Below are 18,142 nucleotides of genomic sequence, written 5' to 3' on the forward strand. Positions count from 1 at the left end.
TTGACCTCCCGCGCAGGTGACCAATTCACTGCCAAACAGAATATCATTATAAAATCAGACGAAATACACACGATAGTCATGGACTATGATTGCTCGATAGAACTTTCGACAATCAATCATCCGTATTTTCTTCAGTCACGGCATCAAGCTGACGGACTTCCCATTCTTTATACGTAATGTCGCTATTGATCTCACGCCAGCTTTCCGGACCATTGGCTGAGCGTCCATAAATTATGGTAGCGGCAGCACTTGGACTGGCAAAAGCGTAGTCTTTAATAAAGACGGCGCTTTGCTCGTCAGATTTTACAACGCCACCTCTCAGCAGTTCTTCATAGAGAGAATGATAGTTCGCTCCCTCCTTCCCCTGCCAGTGCGGATAAAGCTGGGAACCAGCCAGAACAATGAATTCACCTTCCCTGAGCACAGCATTCGCCTGGATTCCATACTTCGGATATTTAAGTAAGAATTCAGCTTCCGGATTACTTTTCGAATTCTCGAAATAGGGTGTCTCACGTGAGATGGAAGACACAGTCGATCCTGCCGGACGACTGCGCTGGATAAACATATCGACCCGAATGGCAGGAAGCACCACCATAAGACTGGCAAGAAACGCTTCCATCTTGGCAATATCTGCTTCCGTCAGGCCCGGAGGTTTTGGGGAATTACCATTGTGCAGCGGCGTATGTCCGATTTCTCGCGCCATAACGATCAGTCGTGATTCAAGATATTTTACATGAGCCTTATTCAGTCGGTTTGCGCTGGCGGAAATCAGAACTGCGGTTTCCCACCAATCCTTGTCACTCGCCGCCGCGTGCTGTTTAAGCCTTACACCAAGATCTTCGGCTTCCCCGATATAGGCGCAATCCACACCGTCCTTCTCACCCAGAAGCAGATACACCCCGGCATAGCCAGCCTCAGTCCGTTTCAGGGCTTCAGCAAGACGCGTGCGAGGCGTGACGAATACATGGCCTGTCCAGTTGAAAAGCTCGGCAGTAATCATGCCGTCCGGATGGCCATCAATATAGAAAAGTTCCAGAGAACGGCCCTTGGTATCAATCATGATATGGCAACCTAGCACCACCACTCCCGCACGTCATGTCGCAAGAGCAGAAATGACGAGACGTTATCAGTAATGTCCAAGGTGATTGAGATTGATTTACATATCTCTTACGAGAGTGGCCTACGCCATCTTCCCGGCATTCAGAAAAACATCAATTTTCATCATGAGAAGTAGACAGCTATCCGTACAATCTGCCCCGAATACCTACCATACGGTGCGTGAAAAGTTTTCATATGCTGGGAAGAAACACAGATCAGCCCTGAAGCCCCCCACAGGGCGTCAGTTCTCGCGAGGCAACGCGAACAGAGAGTCTGAAACCTTCACGCCCTGCTTTACATCAGATAGCGCCACCCTTGTCTGTCGGCCCTGCGCGTCAATAACAGTCCAGCCCTGCAAACTCAGTGGCTGCTCCGACAGCAGCATAACCAGCGTTCCCTCCCCCGGAGAGGCCGTGCGAACGGCTGATATCTGAAGCGTTCCGTTCTGGCGCTGAAAACTGGTGACGGTCACATCACCCGAGAGCGAGACATGCTCACTGAGCAGCAGCCCCAGAGGTGTGCGTTCCAGTGGGATTTCCGTGGTCTGATCAAGCTGGGTATCGCGAAAAACGACTTTGCCGTCGTTTGCAACCAGCAACAATGGACTTGGCTTGTCATATTCGAACCGCATCCGTCCTGGTCGAGCCAGCCAGACAGTGCCCGTCGTGCGCTGACCATCTGGCGCAACCTGCTCAAAACGGCCTTTCATGGTGGTGACAGCGTTCATCGTGTCCTGAACGCGAGCGACCCACCCCTGATCGACCGGTGAGAGTGCAGGTTCCGCATAAGCTGCCCCGAACAGCGGAACGGGTGAGGCCATGATCATACCACCAGCCAGAAAAACAGCTCGCAGCAGAGTGGCGCTTTTCTGTCGAAAGAACATGGTCCGTGGCCTCTTCATTCCATCAGATACCGGTCAGCGTCCGGTCATGATCCGTTCGATGAGCTGCTTAACCGTCGGAACAAAACCGTTCGAGTAGAACGGGTCCGTCGCAAAGCGCCAGGCATTGGTGCCACCGAACATCAGGTTGTGATCAGCAATTTCAGCTTGGTCCGGCCCCTCAGCATGCGAAATCGTCTGGAGCGTTTTCTGAATGCAGAATGAACGCGGATCGGCTCTGCGTCCGTTACTGTATTCCGGCGGACGCTGGCTCCAGTTGGAAAAACGGCATTCCGACAGACACCCCATGCAGGCTACCTGATCGGCCAGAATTTCCTTCGCACGATCTGGCGTCACGAAAATCAGGGTCGAATCCGGCGTGCGCATCGCTTCCGTGAAGCCCGCAGCTTCCCAACCCTTGATGTGCAGCAGGTCAGCTTCGGTCACAAAGACTTCGCGTTTGCGGGCGCCGACGCCATACCGGGCCACCAGCTCACCCAGCGGTTCCGACGAATAGGCAACCTGACGTTCCGAGCGCTCACGCAGTTCCTGCATGAAGCTGTTGTTCACTGCGGAAGAATAAAATCCGGTCGGTGAAAAGCGATTGAGATAGACATCGCCTTTCTTGAGGGTCAGCAGCCGTGATTTCCAGGCATCCGGAATGGGGCTTTCCTGCGTAAGCAGAGGCCGCGTCCCGAACTGGAAGACGATCGGCCCCAGTTCAGGGTTGTCGATCCAATCCTGCCATTCTTCGAGCCACCAGACGCCACCCGCCATGATAATGGGTGTGTCTCCAAGTCCGAACGTACGCATCAGCTTCCGCAATGCGAGAACGCGGGGATAAGGGTCCTCCGGCATCAGCGGATTTTCTGTGTTGGACAGGCCATTGTGACCCCCTGCCCGCCACGGGTCCTCATAGACCACGCCACCAAGAAGCTCGGCCGCCTTGCTGTAGGCGCGCTTCCACAGCGCGTTGAACGCCCGCGCCGATGAAACGATAGGATAATAGTGAACGCCGAATTTCGCGGCGATTTCCGACAGACGATAGGGCATGCCCGCGCCACAGGTCAGACCATGAACCAGACCTTTAGCGCCTTCCATGACGCCCTCGATCACCCGCTCAGAACCACCCATTTCCCAGAGGATATTGGCGTGGATGCGCCCTTTTCCGCCGGAGCGCTCGTGCGCGATTTTGGCCTGGGCAATGCCACCCCTGATGGCGTAGTCGATCAGTTCTTCCTGACGTTCCCTGCGTGTGCGCCCCTTGTAGATCTGGGGAACGACATCGCCATTCTCGTCATAGCTATCCGCGTTGACGACAGAGATCGTGCCAGCACCGCCAGCAGCGGCCCAGGCCCCGGCGGATTCACCCGTCGAAACGGAAACACCTTTTCCACCCTCAACCAGAGGCAGGACTTCAGCGCCCCCCAACCTAACTGCGTTAATCGACTTCATGCTGTTCCGTCATCGTCCCTGTTCGTGCCGCAAACACGGCGCTCTTAACCCGATGCGACTTCAGGCGCCATAGAGAAACGGGCGTTACGACCGAAGAGTCGCAACGCCCGCTCCAACTTCAGACCCTGGAAGATCTCAGTCTTCGCGGCGTGGTGCGCGTGCAGGCTTCTCGCCGACGTCTGCTGTGATATCGGCACCGGTGGCCTGATCTACAACCCTCATCGAGAGCTTCACCTTGCCACGATCATCGAAACCGATGACCTTTACCTTCACGGCGTCACCCTGCTTCACCACGTCCGTGGTACGGGCCACGCGGCCCTGAGCCAGTTCGGAGATGTGAACCAGACCGTCCTTGGCACCAAGGAAGTTAACAAACGCACCAAAGTCAGCCGTTTTCACAACCTTGCCGTCATAGATACGACCAACTTCCGGCTCGGCCACGATGCCGTTGATACGGGCGATCGCCTTCTGCGCCTGCTCATCGGACGATGCCGCGATGGTGATCGTGCCATCATCGCCGATATCGACCTTTGCGCCGGAATATTCGACGATCTCACGGATGACCTTGCCGCCCGTTCCGATCACGTCGCGGATCTTCTCCTTGGGCACACTCATCGTCGTGATCTTCGGAGCCGTGGAAGACACGCCTGCACGGCCTTCCGTCAGCGCCTTGGACATCTCACCGAGAATGTGGAGACGACCGCCACGGGCCTGCTCCAGAGCGATTTCCATGATCTCCGGCGTGATGGATGTGATCTTGATGTCCATCTGCAACGCGGTGATGCCGGCTTCGGTTCCCGCGACCTTGAAATCCATGTCGCCGAGGTGATCCTCGTCGCCAAGGATATCGGACAGCACGGCGTAACCGCTGTCTTCCTTGATGAGACCCATCGCAATACCAGCGACCGGACGCTTCAGCGGAACGCCGGCATCCATCAGGGCAAGAGACGAACCGCAGACCGTCGCCATGGAGGACGAACCGTTGCTTTCCGTGATCTCGGACACGACGCGCATCGTGTACGGGAACTCGGCCTTCGTCGGCAGCAGCGGGTGGATGGCGCGCCATGCCAGCTTGCCATGACCAATCTCACGACGGCCCGGCGAACCTGTACGACCACACTCACCGACCGAGAACGGAGGGAAGTTGTAGTGCAGCATGAAGTTGGTGCGATATTCACCTTCAAGCGCGTCGATAACCTGCTCGTCCTGCCCCGTGCCAAGCGTTGCGATCACGAGAGCCTGCGTCTCACCACGTGTGAAGAGAGCGGAACCGTGGGCGCGCGGCAGAATGCCGACTTCTGAGACGATCGGACGAACCGTGACAAGGTCACGACCGTCGATGCGCAGGCCCGTATCAAGGATCGAGTTGCGAACGATGTCAGCTTCGAGATCCTTCAGCATCGGCTTGGCCGCCTCGGCGTCCAGATCAGCAGCGGTCAGCTTTTCGATGACCGTCTTCTTGGCCGCAGCAATTTTCTCGTAGCGAGCCTGCTTGGCCTTTTCCTTATATGCTGCCGTCAGCAGCTTGCGGCCCAGCGTATCGACCTTCTTGCGAAGAGCGATGGCTTCCTTGCTCGGACCTTCCATCTCCCACGGCGCCTTGGCGGCATGCTCGGCCAGCGCGATGATCGCATCAATGACCGGCTGGAAAGCCTTGTGACCGAAGTTCACGGCGCCCAGCATGACGGCCTCGGAAAGCTCGCTGGCTTCCGACTCCACCATCAGCACGCCTTCCGACGTACCGGCAACAACGAGGTCGAGATCGGACTCTTTTGTCTCGTCAATGGTCGGGTTCAGCACGTATTCGCCGTTGGCGTAACCAACGCGGCAGGCCGCAACGGGACCAAAGAACGGGATGCCGGACAGGGTCAGCGCTGCTGACGCACCGATCAGGGCCGGAATGGCCGGATCGTTTTCCATGTCATGGCTGAGGACCGTCGTGATGACCTGAACCTCGTTGCGGAACCCTTCCGGGAACAGCGGACGGATCGGACGATCGATCAGACGGGAGTTGAGTGTTTCCGCTTCGGAGGGACGACCTTCACGCTTGAAGAAACCACCCGGGATCTTGCCGGCAGCGTAGGCTTTTTCCTGATAGTTGACTGTCAGCGGGAAGAAATCCTGTCCCGGCTTGACGGTCTTGGCGCCCACGGCCGTACACAGCACAACGGTCTCGCCATAGGTGACGACAACAGCGCCGTCCGCCTGACGGGCGATCTTGCCGGTCTCAAGGATCAGCGGACGACCGCCCCATTCAATTTCTTTACGGAAATAATTGAACATTCTTACTTCAAACCTTTCGGCCATCCCCAGCGACAGCCCCGGTCCGGGCCTGATAGCAGCCCTGTGATTCCCGGGATTTGAGAAACCGGATGCAGACAGCGTCTCGGACGGCATGGTGGCTGACGAAAACGCCAGAACGCCATGTGGCCTGAAACGCCGTGGCCAGCCCGGCCTCCGCGCATGCGGAACGGCGCAGCTTCACGTCCGGACCATCCGGACGCAAAAAACCCGAGGCTCCAAAAGCGGAACCCCGGGCGAACCTTTACAGGATTATCGGCGCAGGGAAAACAGCAGATTGACCGCCTTCTTTCCTTTTGCCCAACCCCGCTGTCAGCGACGCAGACCCAGACGACCGATCAGCGTCTCGTAACGCTGCTGGCTCTTGCGCTTCAGATAGTCGAGCAGGCCGCGACGGTTACCAACCATCACCAGCAGACCACGGCGGGAATGGAAGTCCTTCGCGTGGGTCTTCAGGTGCTCGGTCAGGTTGTTGATGCGCTCCGTGAGGATCGCAACCTGAACTTCCGGCGAACCCGTGTCGGTCGGGGTTGTGCGGTATTCTTCAATCAGCGCCGTGCGGCGTTCTGCGGTAATCGACATCGTCGTCTCCCAGTCTCAAAGCAAACGAACAGGCTTGAGCCACCCTTCTTCAAGGCGTCCCAGACCCAGGACCACTTCCCCGTCCATCATGCGGACCACCTCGTCCGGACCCGTTTGCGGGATACGGTCGATGAAATCCATCAGGCCAAGAGCCTGACCATGTCGGATAAGCGCTGCTTCATCAGGCATCAGGGCCACCGCCGGGATGTCGGCCAGCGCGGTCGATACCGGAAGAAGCAGTTCCGGCGAAGCGGGGCCTTCTTCGGCGCTCCCGGTGATTTTGTCCAGTGAAATCGCATCAGCCTCGGTGAAGGGGCCGACCCGCAACCGGCGCAGAACAGCAATATGCCCCACCGTTCCACAGGCCAGCGCCACATCGCGGGCCAGCGAGCGCATATAAACGCCTTTACCCGATTCAACCTCGAACACCGCATGATCGGCATCGGGACGATCAATCAGCACGAAACGGTCGATGCGGGCGGGACGAGGCGGCAATTCGGGCGGACGACCGTCACGCGCCATGTCGTAGGCCCGCTCGCCCGCGACTTTCAGCGCGGAAAACACAGGAGGCACCTGCATGATGTCACCCGTCAGATCCGCCGCGGCCTGCCGCAACTGCTCATCCGTCGGACGCACATCGGATGTCGCCGTGACATTGCCATCGGCGTCGTCGCTGTCCCTCGCCTCACCCAGTTTAAGGGTGAAGTGATACCGCTTTGTGCCATCCATAATGTAAGGAACCGTCTTGGTCGCGGCTCCCATCGCAATGGGCAGAAGGCCGGTCGCCAGAGGGTCGAGCGTGCCGCCATGACCGACTTTCTGGGCATTGAAGGCGCGCTTGAGAATGCTGACCACTGCCGTCGATGTCATGCCGGTTGGTTTGTCGATCACCAGCCAGCCGTCCAGAGGCCGCCCCTTGCGAACACGGTTACGCGCCATTCCTGCATCTCCCGATTGCCCCGTGACCGGACAAATCAGTCCCGGAAAGGCGCGGGTCTAGCCGAGCGCAGCCCGGATCGCAACGCCTGTGCGGCCTGCATCATGCCGCCTGTGGTCAGGTCGACTGCGGAACGGCGAAGCAGGCTACGGAATGGGTGTGGAGGATACGGCAGGCTGTTGTTGCATCCTGCGCGGCAAATCCGACCAGACGGGCGCGATAGAGGGATTTCGCCGTCGGAGAAACTCTGGTGACGACAGGACTGGCATCACCTTTTCTGCCGATAATGGCCTGTGCCTGCGCCAGAGCGACTCTCGCATCAGAGCCGGATGAGAAAGCGCCGACCTGCACGGCCCAACCGCCACCGCCGGAAGCAGGTCGTGTATAAGTCACAGGCGTCAGACGATAAGCCGGAGCGGCTCGTGTTGAAGCAGGCTCGACATAACTTGCCAGTTCCACCGGCAATGCCTGCTGACGTGCTGCGACTGGTGGCGCCGAGGCCACTTCCACGGCGGGTTGAGGCGGTGCGAGTGGCGCGACTGGCGCGACTGGCGCAGCAGGATCGGCATGCGGCACGTCGCGATCGACCAGACAGTTTGACGGGTCGTAGGCAGCGTCGACATTACGCAGACAGCCATCGGAGGTACGAGCCACGGGACCTGTTGCGACAGCGTTCTGAGCAACTGTGTTCTGGGTAACTGTGTTTTGGGCGACCGTATAAGCCGGCGCAGTTCGTGCGCTGGCCACCATGACCGGCGGTGCGGTTGTCGTCACAGCTGGAACGGCATCCCCCAGATTCGGGCTGATGGAGGCGACGTAATTGACCGTTTCATCAGGCAGTGAGCCGCCGGTTTCAAGATACTGCTCCAGACGGCCCGGCCCGGCGTTATAGGCCGCCAGAAAACCCGGCGAGCCGAATTTATTATAAAGCTGCCTGATATAGCCGGTTCCGGCCATGATGTTGTCGTGCGGTTCGTAAGGATCGTTGCCCAGTCCGAATTCCGCCGCCAGTTCTGACCATGTGGTGGGCATGAGCTGCATCAGGCCCATTGCGCCAGAGCCGGAGCGGGTCAGATGACCATTCTGATATTCGTGACCACCCGATTCCTGATGCATGACGGCACGCACCCACTGCTCGGGAACAGTGAAGCGATTGGCTGCCTCACGAATATACGGTCCCCACGGATCACTGGCCGGACCGGGTGGGGTATAATCTCCCCGGCCCCACTGGGATGGACTGCCGCCCGGCCGTGAACTGCCGCTGCATGCCGCCAGACCAAGCATGAGTCCCAGCGTCATGGACCGAAAGATTACAGCCTGCCCCCGACTCATCCCGAGCCCCCTTGAAAGAATGGACGCATCCCAACATTACACCTGTGTATGCCAATGGAATGTATGCCAATGGAAAATTAAGGCTAAAATGAGACGGACTTATTGGGTGCAGAGGTATGGAACGTCTTTTCCTCGGTTGACGCATACTGTCTGAACTGGCATGTGGCCTGCCCTTAGATTGCGTGCGGGTCTTCTGGTCGCACCATATACCGTCGGGGATTCGCGTCCCCTGCCACGAATACAATTCGACAGGTTTCATATGGCCCAGCCCGAACTCGGTTCCAAACGCGTCTGCGTCTCGTGTGGCGCGCGTTTCTATGACCTCACCAAAGACCCGGCTGTTTGCCCGAAATGCGGGGCTGAGCAGCCGGCTGAAGTTCCTCGCCTCAAGCGTACAGGCGAGATCGTTCCCGCCACTCCGGTAAAGGCTCCGAAGCCGAAGACGGACGAGGATGATGTTGATGATGATCTCGACATCGTAGCGGACGATGATGACGATGATGATGATGTCATTGAGGACACATCGGATCTGGATGACGATGCCGACGACATCAGCTCGGACATTGATGTTCCGTCCGAGAAAGACGAACACGACTCCTAAGTCGTAACAAAACGGGGCTCTGTCACATACGACAGAGCCCCGTTTCCTTGGCTAAAAGCACATTCAGAGTTCTGAAAAGCGGGGCGTCCCTGCGATCAGAGCCGCGCGTTCGCTACCGGACAGGCCCGGCTAAAGCCTGCATTCCCATACAATGAAATCCCGATAACCGCTGAAAGCCGGTGTTTCAGTCGCGCTCTATGGTGCACTGAAGCGGATGCTGGTTCTGTCGCGCCAGATCCATGACGAGGGAAACCTTGCTTTCCGCGACCTCATACGTGAAGACGCCGCAGACTCCGACACCCTTCTTGTGCACATGCAGCATGATGTTGGTGGCTTCATCACGATTTTTGTTAAAAAACCGCTCCAGTACATGCACGACGAATTCCATGGGCGTGTAGTCATCATTCAGCATGAGGACTTTGTACATCGATGGCTTTCTGGTCTTGGGGACAGCCCTGACCAGAACGCCGATATCCGATGTGTTGTCTTCTGAATTCTCCGTCATGAAACTCACTCGGCTGCTCCGCGGCGCCAATTCCCCTGGCTCTTCCTGACAGAGAAGGCTGGGTCGCCACGCTTATCGTGCTTCTCTAAACCGCCCGACTGCGCAAGGAAACAAAAAATCAGGAACAAGGCCAGCAGAACCCTTTTTGATGGTCAGTCTGCGTTGTGCTCAAAGCGACGCTGCCACCCTGTCGTCAATTTTCTTAAAAAGTTGTTGCTTACAAACGCCCGGACCGCTTTGTATTTTCCAAAATATTAGTAATTTTCCCTCTAGACGATGGATTCGGCACTGTTAAGCTCTTGTCCAAACACCCATCAGGATTGTTGTGCGCTCCGCCATGAAAAAGAACTTTGGATTCCCGGCCTGTTTCTCCGAAGTGAATGGCGGATACACTCGATCCAGGGCGAAGAATTTCTTCCATAAAATCAATATATTGTCTGTGGTCAAACGCGCACCCAGAAAAGGACTCGCCGCCTCTCTCATCCTCTCATCCGTCTTCGCCGTCGATTCTGCCCGCGCCCAGTATGTCGGTCATGTCAGCGCCTTTATCGAGGACGCTCGCACAGGCACAGTGCTGGCGCAGATCAATCCTGACCTCCAGCGTTACCCGGCCAGCCTCACAAAGCTCATGACTCTGTACATGGCGTTTCAGGCCCTGCGTAACGGACAGATCTCTCTGGATCAGGCTGTTCCCGTATCCGTGCGGGCTGCCACCCGTGAGCCGTCCAAACTCGGACTGGTGCCGGGTTCCTATATTACAGTGGAACAGGCCATTCTCGGGCTTGTCACCAAGTCGGCCAATGACGCCGCCTGCGCACTTGGTGAACTGGTCGGCGGAGACGAGGTGCGTTTCGCCGCCATGATGACGGCGCAGGCCCATGCGCTTGGCATGACGTCCACAACCTTCCGCAATGCGTCCGGTCTTCCCGACCCGGATCAGGTCACGACCGCCCGGGATCTGGCCACCCTCGGACGTCGTCTGATTTCAGATTTTCCTGAAGACTACCATTATTTCTCCACTCCCGTTTTCTATTATCATGGGCGTGAAATTCCGAACCATAACCCGATGCTCCGCTTCTATCCGGGGGCTGACGGTATGAAGACCGGCTACACCGCGCAGGCGGGCCTCAACCTCGTCGCGTCCGCCCTTCGTGAAAATGTGCGACTGGTCGGCGTTGTCATGGGGGCATCCTCCAACGCCGAACGCACCCGCACAATGGCTGACCTGATGGATCAGGGCTTTCAGGATGAAGGCGTCGCTCCTGTTGAAAGAAGAGCTATCACGCCCCGTCCGCTTGTCATTGCCCGCAACACCAGCTCCGCATCCCGACGGCATGAACTGCGTCTCTATGCAGCCAGTGGTTTAGGGAAAAGGCAGCCGCTTCAGGTTGCTGAAGCGCCGCGCAACAGTCGTCTCAAGAAGCTCGGCATCATTCACTATGTTCTGGCGAAATCGCCCATTACAAAGCGCGCCAAAAGCAGTGAAGTGTCCCGTTCGGTCCACAGTGCAGCCAAGTCCGCTCACCGCTCCAAGACCTGAGCCGTCTTTCCCGGCGGCGCTCGGAAACCGATTGTCCGGAATGTCTGACCCGACGGGATGCTCTCAGAGCGACAGGACAATAGCCCGGATAATCCCCGCCAGATCGGGGCAGAGTTCCACAACAGACAGACCAGATTGTCGGGCGATATCTGCCACGTCTTTCTCCTGACCGATCCCGAACTCCAGAATAGCCAGTCCGTGCAGCTCCAGCAGATTCGGCAGTCGCGGAATGATCTGACGGCAAGCATCCAGCCCGTCATCACCGCCATCGAGAGCCGCACCCGGCTCATAAGCCACCACGTCTTTCATCAGGCCGGGAATATCGTCTTTCGGAATGTAGGGCGGATTGGACAGAATCACGTCGAAACGGGCGTTCACCGGATCACTCCAGTCGGCCACCACGAAATCCGCCCGTGAAGCCAGATCATTCAGAGCCGCATTCTTCCGCGCCTGTTGCGCGGTCCTTTCGGCACGATCAATACCCACTCCAAAAGCTTGCGGATATTCACTTAGTGCTGCCAGCAGCAGGCAGCCGCTTCCCGTCCCAAGATCCAGCACGGATGCTATCGACTGGCGATCTGGGCGATGCCGAAGCAGCGCTTCCACCAGCGTCTCCGTATCTCCGCGTGGGATCAGGGTATCGGGCGTAACTTCCAGATCGAGTGTCCAGAATCCTTTCCTGCCGCTGAGATACGCCATCGGCTCACCCGCACCGCGACGCCGCACGAAATCGGTAAACAGTTCTGTGTCAGGCATGATTTCATCGGCGTGTGTCAGTTGCCAACTGACCTCCCTGCCGTAAGCCAGTTCAAACAGCAGGCGGGCTTCCCTGCGCGCCTGATCAATTCCGGATTCAGCAAGATACGCTGCCGCGCGACTGATCAGGGCTCCCGCCCGGCTATCGTCTGCGGGCGTCATAACGTATTATAAAGCTGTTTCATGACATCGGTTTTCGCACACATCGCCGGTTGATGGCGAGCATCTCACTACCGGAGAGAGACAGTTTCTCATGACTGCACGCACTTCGGGCTTTTCTCGCCCTTATGCTTACAACGCCCTCAAAGCCGCCTGCCTGCTGGCAACGATGACCGCTCTGACGAATGGTTCAGCCTGGGCTGCCCAGTTTATCGTGGAAGACGGCAAGGCGACACAGGAAGTTTCTGAGACCTCCCGGCTCTATATTGACGGCGATCTGGTCGCCACCATGGTGCTGGATGAAAAGACGCCTCAGCGCCGCGCCGTCATCTCTGTGCCGGACAAGCCGTCCTACACCTACGCGCTCTGCGGCGAGATCGTGGTGCGGAACGCCGAAGGAAAGACCGAGACCCACCTCGTCAGCAGTCAGGGCACACTTCACGATCCGAGCGGGCATGTGTTTCAGGCGATGGGCGCGGATAACTTCACGGATTTCTATCTGATCGATCCGTCCTCTCCTTCCACTGCCCTGCATGAGCCGGGCCGCAAGGGCGCCTGCACGGTCGCGACAAGCTGACCCGCATCTCGGGAATGAACGGAATTCTCTCCCGTAGATTTGCACGCATTATTGAACAATCCGGGAGAGGCCACACGAGAAGTACTGGTGCTTCTTTGTGAGAAAATCCTGAGCTTCCCGTTTTCCGGACCTGTCTTGCCGTGGCTGGTGTCTGACCGCCACCTGCTGCGGCGGGAAGCGATGCCGTGAGCTTTTCCAGACGTAAATTTTATCTTTTTCACCTCTGCCATATCAAAAGAATATACATCAACTCTCCCGGAGCACTGCCTTTCTCCTCTCCCGCGCTCTATGGTGGAGCTGATAAGAAAACAACAGTTTCAAGGCCTTTTCACAATGTCTGCTCTCCAGAATAGCCCGGAACTCATTTCCACCCTGAAAACCATTGTTGGCCATGCGCACGTCATGACAGGCGACGCTGCTACTTACCGGTTCACACATGGTTTTCGCTTTGGGGCCGGCCGGGTGCTCGCCGTTGTACAGCCCGGCTCGCTTGTGGAGCTCTGGCGCGTGGCGAAAGCCTGCACCGATGACGGCAAGATCATCATCATGCAGGCCGCCAATACCGGCCTGACCGGTGGTTCCACGCCGGACGGCAATGATTATGACCGTGATATCGTGCTCATCAGCACGCTGCGTCTGGATCGTTCGCATCTGATCGGTGGCGGCAAGCAGGTCGTCTGCCTGCCGGGCGCCACGCTTTACGAACTGGAAGCCAAGCTGGCCGCGATCGGACGTGAACCTCACTCGGTGATTGGCTCCTCCTGTATCGGTGCGTCGGTCCTTGGTGGCGTCAGCAACAACTCTGGCGGCGCACTTGTGCAGCGCGGACCGGCTTACACCGAAATGGCGATTTTCGGTCAGGTCGGTGAGGACGGACAGCTTCGCCTCGTCAACCATCTGGGCATCCAGCTTGGTAATGATCCGGAAGCCATGCTCCGCAAGCTGGAAGAGGGCAGCTTTTCCGAGGCCGATATCGACTGGAACGCCGGACGCGGCCACGACGGCAACTATATCAGTCATGTTCGCGAAATCGACGCCGACACCCCTGCCCGCTTCAATGCCGACCCGCACCGCTGGCACGAGGCCGCCGGAAGCGCAGGCAAGCTGGTCACGTTCGCCGTGCGTCTCGACACGTTTCCGGCTGAGAAAAACACCAGCGTTTTCTATATCGGCACCAACAGCACCGACGAACTGGAAGACCTGCGTCGCCATCTGCTGACCGGTTTCGACACTCTGCCGATCGCCGGTGAATACATCCATCGCGATGCTTTCAACATTGCTGAAAAATACGGCAAGGATACATTCGCGGTCATTCGCTATTTCGGCACGAAAGTGCTGCCGACCATGTTCGCCCTGAAGTCACGCTTCGATATCTACGCCAAAAAGCTCGGCTTTCTGCCTGAGCATTTCAGTGATCGGGTGATGCAGGCCCTGAGCTATCTTCTGCCCCAGCAGCTTCCGCAACGGATGCTGAATTATCGTGACCGGTTCGAGCATCATCTGATGCTGAAAGTCTCAGCCGAACTCACAGGCCCCGTGCAGGCCTATCTGACTGATTTCTTCGGCAAGGCGACAGGCGAGTTTTTCAAATGCACTGACGATGAAGGCAAACGCGCCTTCCTGCATCGCTTCGCTGCTGCGGGCGCCGCCATCCGTTATCGCGCTGTCCACCCACGGGAGGCGCAGGATATTGTCGCGCTTGACGTGGCCCTGCGTCGCAATGACCGGAAATGGTTCGAGACGCTACCTAAGGAGATTGAGGACAAGCTGATCGTCAAACTCTATTACGGCCACTTCCTGTGCCATGTGATGCATCAGGATTACGTCGTGAAAAAGGGTTATGACGCCATGGAAGTTGAACATTCCATGCTGCCCGGCCTTGACGCCCGTGGTGCGAAATATCCTGCCGAGCACAATGTCGGTCACCTCTATCAGGCCCCGCAGGAGATGCTGGATCACTACCGTTCGCTTGATCCGTGCAACTGCATGAACCCGGGTATTGGCAAAGCGACGAAGCGGAAGAACTGGGTGGCTGAGAGCGTTTGAGACTGGTGGAGCTAATGGGGCGGAGGCGTCTGCTTCCGCCTCATCCCGGACGGTAAGGAGCCAATCAGCGCGTCCTCAAAGCGGACATAGTACGAAAGTTCTAAGATTGGAGGTAACCGACTATTTTAGCGCGTTTCATTTTCACATTAGGCTTTTTTGAGAAAAAAACCTGTAAATTATCACTGTAAACTATACATTTTTTCACAATATGACATTATATTACGGAGGCTGAGGAAAATAGTTTGCGCGTGTAATTTCAATTAACATAGAGGTCTGATAGAATGACTAGTAAAAATGATTATGATAATCACCTATATTATTTGGAGAAAAAATTAGAAGAAATCGAAGAAAGAAAGACAATTCCTCTTTCCGGTGCGGGTAATAATTATAGGCAGGCTGCTGAATTAATATGCAAACTAATATTAATCGGAAACGAAAAAGATTTTTCCGGAAATCTAGAATCTTTGATATCAAAGGCTAAAAAAGAAATAGATGCTATAGGCACACGAGATTCAGGTTTATTTTCTTCTTCTCTCAGCTATATTCAGAAGGTGGGCAATGAGTATTCGCATGGAAATGTTGGCGGCGAGGTATCTGAAAGTTTGTCTCAGGAAGAGATTTACTCCTTCTTATGCCGATCTTTGCATATAGCTTTCTTCGGCCAGACTACGCTCGTTGCCCCTAAACTTCCTCATCAGATGACTCTCGCTTTCCCTCCAAGAGCATTGCAGCGAGGCCGGTTCGAAAATTTACGTGCTGAGGATGTGGTGAAAATTAAATTTCCAAAACAAAAAGTCTTCACAAAAGAAAAAGAAGTGGATAGTTTTTCAAAAATATATTACGATTATATAGTAACTGAGATAGAAGGCGTTGAATTAGGATATCTTTTTCTAAGGACTAATTCGTCACTCGAAAAAAGCATAGATTCTTTTAATGTTAAAATAAAAGAATCTATGCCTTATAAGCTAACAATAATTACTCCACGAGTATATAATTCTTTAGGAAAAGAAATAGATAGAAAAAAATCGATAAATTCTATTTATATAAATTCTATTTCTAAACAAAAAATTTCTTATGATTTTCGTAAAGTAAATATAGAGTATTTTGACGATTTTCTATGGGAAAATTGTCTTCCAACTGAAATGAGAACGCTTCCATCTTCAAGTCAACATAGAGAATATATAATTCCTCAGAAGATTTCTAAACTTGAAAACGATGATAGCTCTCATAAGGACGAGGCGACCAGAACATATATAAGAAGGTTGCTAGATAATAGCGAAAGTTGTGCTCCTCTACAAATTATTGTAGGTCCTGCAGGTATAGGGAAAACTACTTTTTGTGACGATGTGGCTCGATATATTGATGAACACAAACATAAACGTGGCCTTCTTCTATCTGCGACCGACTTTCGAGATATAGAAGACTTACCATTGATTGAGTCTGTTAGTGATCTATACACCTTAGCTGTTAAGAGGGGCTTTTTCGATACATACGAAATGGAAAATCTTAATTTTGAAATAAATTTAGGGTGTGGAAACCTAGTTCTTCTTATCGATGGTTTTGATGAGATCGAATCTCACCTAGGAGCGCTATTAAATTTTTCGAAGTTTATAGACTCTTTGATACAATTAGATGAAAACTTTAGAAAAGTACTAGTAATATTGACAGTTCGTGATTACGAAATACAGAGATTTCGATATTTTCATCAAATTGACATTTATCGTTTGAAAGGTTTTTCAAACGATGATGCACATAAATACTTTAAAGAAAAGATACCAGACAATGCTATTCCACAAGCAAAAAAATTATTAGAAACCTTTCAAGAAGGAAATAATTTTAATTCACTAAATAATAATATTATTCCTTTGTATGTTTCGCTAATTTGTGATTTTCTTTTAGAAAATACTAATGCCACTGGAAAATTTCCCGATCACACTGACAGTATACATTCCTATTTTCTTAAAACTTCATTAGATATTCTAATTATCAACATAATTGACCGAGAAGTTGCAAAACAATCACTTGGCGAAATAGGAAGGGATGAGTTTTTCGCGATACTAATTGCTATTATAGCCGAACCATTATCCCAAACTACAAGAGCCAAACTTGTAGATGTAATGGGGGCATGTGTAAGCAATCCTAACTTAGCATTAGTCGATAACTTTGGAAAAGTGCCCTTTGTTCGCACAGAAGGAGAGTTAGTCAGTTTTCGATACGATTCACTTACATTCTTCTTTAAATCGCGATTGCTAGCAAGGCAAATCAGGAATGGAACATTTCAAAGCCATCCTGATGTCGAATTTTTTAGCGAAGGTTATCAGGGTGATGGCCCATTATTCGATGAACTAAGAAAAATCCTTGATCCAGAAGATTTTTCCATGTCTCAAAATACTTTCCAATGGTTCCAAGGACTCAGATTATCATATAGAAATTCGAAAGGATCTCCTAAAGAAGATAGTCACATAAAAGCTATTAGTGCATTTCTTTATTGGGCAGGAAAAACTTGTCCTGATAAAAACGATAGAACAAAAGTTAATAACTTTCTTTTTAATGGTGACGATTGGGAAAATTTTTGTATTATAGGTCAGTATTATCCTCTTAATTTGAGATCGAAAAAAGTATTTGATTCCTATATTGAAAACTATACAAATATAGTATCTTGCGAACATCTTGTTGGAGAGATTATATTTTATTATACAAACGTAAAATTCGATGATCGCTCTATTCCTGATAGGCTGGACAAAACCATATTTGACGATACATGCACTTTTTCTGATAACGTTTCTTATGCCTTTAGTGCAAAAGATCAATCTGATGCTAATAACTATAATGCTGTTAGAGACAATTTATATAAAATTATCAAAGTTGGATTTAGAGCAAACCACTTTAATTGGAAAAGCCAAAATATTTATCGAAAAGTTACCATAATAGGTAGGATTAGCCTTGAAGATTATATCGGTATATTAATATCTCATGGCGTTCTACTTGAAGAAGAAAGTCATTCAAAAACTGAAAAAGGTTATGTGATTGCAGATAAATGGAAAGGGGATGCTAGGAAACTAATAGAAGAAAAAAGAGTTACAGGGAAAATGGGTAAAATTATAAGTAATATTCTTTGTAAATAATATAAAAAACTTATATAAATTGATGTTCATGGTGGAATTACAGAACCACAGAAAGCCACCATGAATCATTTCCAAATATATAAAGAGAATTATGGCCTGTTAGGCTTTAAAAATGAAACTGATCTCATAACAGACCTTAGGGCCTGTTAGGCCTTGAATGACGGAACGGATTGCATAGCTGTTTATGATGAGCATGATGCAGTCTGTCTTTTCCGATACCGCATGGTCCGTCTGGGAGCCTTTGATCG

15 protein-coding genes are annotated in these 18,142 nt (G+C 53.2%); 5 read left to right on the top strand and 10 right to left on the bottom strand.

Features of this window, described 5'->3' with window-relative positions; genetic code table 11:
• Positions 1-112: 112 nt before the first annotated feature.
• The 8 genes from GVI59_RS02505 to GVI59_RS02540 all read right to left on the bottom strand — a co-directional run bounded on the left by GVI59_RS02505 (position 113) and on the right by GVI59_RS02540 (position 8,585).
• Positions 113-1,060 (bottom strand): GIY-YIG nuclease family protein, encoded by a 948-nt coding sequence (locus GVI59_RS02505; protein ID WP_173572686.1) that lies wholly within the window; start codon positions 1,058-1,060, stop codon positions 113-115.
• Positions 1,061-1,339: 279 nt separating this feature from the next.
• Positions 1,340-1,981, bottom strand: a complete 642-nt coding sequence (locus GVI59_RS02510) for a LolA family protein (protein WP_173572687.1) — start codon at positions 1,979-1,981, stop codon at positions 1,340-1,342.
• Positions 1,982-2,014: 33 nt separating this feature from the next.
• The gene (locus GVI59_RS02515; protein WP_173572688.1) at positions 2,015-3,433 is read right to left on the bottom strand and encodes an NAD(P)H-dependent flavin oxidoreductase; all 1,419 of its coding nucleotides are present in this window, start codon (positions 3,431-3,433) and stop codon (positions 2,015-2,017) included.
• Between the two features lie 135 nt (positions 3,434-3,568).
• Positions 3,569-5,716, bottom strand: coding sequence for a polyribonucleotide nucleotidyltransferase (pnp, locus tag GVI59_RS02520; protein WP_173572761.1), 2,148 nt, complete (start codon positions 5,714-5,716; stop codon positions 3,569-3,571).
• A 7-nt stretch (positions 5,717-5,723) separates the two neighbouring features.
• Entirely contained in the window at positions 5,724-5,918 is a 195-nt protein-coding gene (locus GVI59_RS02525) for a hypothetical protein (RefSeq protein ID WP_173572689.1), read from the bottom strand.
• Between the two features lie 128 nt (positions 5,919-6,046).
• Positions 6,047-6,316 (bottom strand): 30S ribosomal protein S15, encoded by a 270-nt coding sequence (rpsO, locus tag GVI59_RS02530; protein ID WP_010667834.1) that lies wholly within the window; start codon positions 6,314-6,316, stop codon positions 6,047-6,049.
• Between the two features lie 15 nt (positions 6,317-6,331).
• Entirely contained in the window at positions 6,332-7,255 is a 924-nt protein-coding gene (gene truB, locus GVI59_RS02535) for a tRNA pseudouridine(55) synthase TruB (protein WP_173572690.1), read from the bottom strand.
• Positions 7,256-7,370: 115 nt separating this feature from the next.
• Positions 7,371-8,585 (bottom strand): lytic transglycosylase domain-containing protein, encoded by a 1,215-nt coding sequence (locus GVI59_RS02540; RefSeq protein WP_242012878.1) that lies wholly within the window; start codon positions 8,583-8,585, stop codon positions 7,371-7,373.
• 259 nt (positions 8,586-8,844) lie between these two features.
• On the opposite strand from GVI59_RS02540, the gene GVI59_RS02545 reads away from it, so the two are divergent.
• Positions 8,845-9,186, top strand: coding sequence for an FYDLN acid domain-containing protein (locus GVI59_RS02545; protein WP_173572691.1), 342 nt, complete (start codon positions 8,845-8,847; stop codon positions 9,184-9,186).
• A gap of 184 nt (positions 9,187-9,370) precedes the next feature.
• Here GVI59_RS02545 and clpS read toward each other — a convergent pair whose 3' ends face one another.
• Positions 9,371-9,691 (bottom strand): ATP-dependent Clp protease adapter ClpS, encoded by a 321-nt coding sequence (gene clpS / locus GVI59_RS02550; protein WP_077813012.1) that lies wholly within the window; start codon positions 9,689-9,691, stop codon positions 9,371-9,373.
• 337 nt (positions 9,692-10,028) lie between these two features.
• Here clpS and GVI59_RS02555 point away from each other — a divergent pair, with 337 nt between their 5' ends.
• A complete protein-coding gene (locus GVI59_RS02555) occupies positions 10,029-11,231 on the top strand; it encodes a D-alanyl-D-alanine carboxypeptidase family protein (RefSeq protein ID WP_173572692.1) in 1,203 nt (400 codons plus the stop codon).
• A gap of 63 nt (positions 11,232-11,294) precedes the next feature.
• On the opposite strand, the gene prmC is transcribed toward GVI59_RS02555, so the two are convergent.
• Entirely contained in the window at positions 11,295-12,149 is an 855-nt protein-coding gene (gene prmC / locus GVI59_RS02560) for a peptide chain release factor N(5)-glutamine methyltransferase (RefSeq protein ID WP_173572693.1), read from the bottom strand.
• Positions 12,150-12,240: 91 nt separating this feature from the next.
• On the opposite strand from prmC, the gene GVI59_RS02565 reads away from it, so the two are divergent.
• From GVI59_RS02565 to GVI59_RS02575, 3 genes are all read left to right on the top strand, one after another.
• The gene (locus tag GVI59_RS02565) at positions 12,241-12,723 is read left to right on the top strand and encodes a hypothetical protein (RefSeq protein WP_173572694.1); all 483 of its coding nucleotides are present in this window, start codon (positions 12,241-12,243) and stop codon (positions 12,721-12,723) included.
• Positions 12,724-13,056: 333 nt separating this feature from the next.
• Positions 13,057-14,769 carry a D-lactate dehydrogenase gene (gene dld, locus GVI59_RS02570; RefSeq protein WP_173572695.1) on the top strand — a complete coding sequence of 571 codons (1,713 nt, stop codon included), beginning with the start codon at positions 13,057-13,059 and terminating at the stop codon, positions 14,767-14,769.
• A 281-nt stretch (positions 14,770-15,050) separates the two neighbouring features.
• Positions 15,051-17,894: an NACHT domain-containing protein gene (locus GVI59_RS02575; protein WP_173572696.1), complete on the top strand. Its 2,844-nt coding sequence runs from the start codon at positions 15,051-15,053 to the stop codon at positions 17,892-17,894.
• The last annotated feature ends 248 nt before the right edge of the window (positions 17,895-18,142 follow it).

This window comes from Acetobacter sicerae, from assembly GCF_011516765.1.
GTDB classification, from domain to species: Bacteria; Pseudomonadota; Alphaproteobacteria; order Acetobacterales; family Acetobacteraceae; genus Acetobacter; species Acetobacter sicerae.

Coding starts and splice junctions, on each gene's coding strand:
- prmC (WP_173572693.1), bottom strand. CDS start 12,149: ATGACGCCCGCAGACGATAGCCGGGCGGGAGCCCTGATCAGTCGCGCG.
- GVI59_RS02515 (WP_173572688.1), bottom strand. CDS start 3,433: ATGAAGTCGATTAACGCAGTTAGGTTGGGGGGCGCTGAAGTCCTGCCT.
- rpsO (WP_010667834.1), bottom strand. CDS start 6,316: ATGTCGATTACCGCAGAACGCCGCACGGCGCTGATTGAAGAATACCGC.
- GVI59_RS02545 (WP_173572691.1), top strand. CDS start 8,845: ATGGCCCAGCCCGAACTCGGTTCCAAACGCGTCTGCGTCTCGTGTGGC.
- clpS (WP_077813012.1), bottom strand. CDS start 9,691: ATGACGGAGAATTCAGAAGACAACACATCGGATATCGGCGTTCTGGTC.
- GVI59_RS02510 (WP_173572687.1), bottom strand. CDS start 1,981: ATGTTCTTTCGACAGAAAAGCGCCACTCTGCTGCGAGCTGTTTTTCTG.
- GVI59_RS02565 (WP_173572694.1), top strand. CDS start 12,241: ATGACTGCACGCACTTCGGGCTTTTCTCGCCCTTATGCTTACAACGCC.
- GVI59_RS02575 (WP_173572696.1), top strand. CDS start 15,051: ATGACTAGTAAAAATGATTATGATAATCACCTATATTATTTGGAGAAA.
- pnp (WP_173572761.1), bottom strand. CDS start 5,716: ATGTTCAATTATTTCCGTAAAGAAATTGAATGGGGCGGTCGTCCGCTG.
- truB (WP_173572690.1), bottom strand. CDS start 7,255: ATGGCGCGTAACCGTGTTCGCAAGGGGCGGCCTCTGGACGGCTGGCTG.
- GVI59_RS02555 (WP_173572692.1), top strand. CDS start 10,029: ATGAAAAAGAACTTTGGATTCCCGGCCTGTTTCTCCGAAGTGAATGGC.
- GVI59_RS02540 (WP_242012878.1), bottom strand. CDS start 8,585: ATGAGTCGGGGGCAGGCTGTAATCTTTCGGTCCATGACGCTGGGACTC.
- GVI59_RS02505 (WP_173572686.1), bottom strand. CDS start 1,060: ATGATTGATACCAAGGGCCGTTCTCTGGAACTTTTCTATATTGATGGC.
- dld (WP_173572695.1), top strand. CDS start 13,057: ATGTCTGCTCTCCAGAATAGCCCGGAACTCATTTCCACCCTGAAAACC.